Here is a 278-nt window from a genome sequence, read left to right as displayed (position 1 = left end):
ATCATATAGTGTGACCTTTAATTTATTGGCACCTTCGACAACGTGGTTATTTGTAATAATGTACGCTTTTTTGCCATCTTTTTTGAAAATGACACCAGAGCCTGTTCCAGCTTCAGCTTCTGTTTGATCACCGCTCAAGCCAAATGAATTTTGTGTAGATTGATAGTTTGAGACACCTACAATGGTGGGCTCTAAATCTTCTACCATATCAGCAACATTTGTGGCATTGGTGATTTGTTTTGTCGAGAAATTATCTGAGGCTGCCGGCTCACTTGATG

Annotated in this window: 1 pseudogene; it reads right to left on the bottom strand. The window is 39.6% G+C overall.

The window, feature by feature from the left end:
* Positions 1-278, bottom strand: a pseudogene (locus tag AC0IXA_RS27400) (serine protease); the annotation flags it as partial.

The organism is Pseudomonas sp. AC083, from assembly GCF_979253165.1.
Note: the sequence above shows the minus strand (reverse complement) of the source record. Positions and strands in the feature narration are given on the sequence as shown.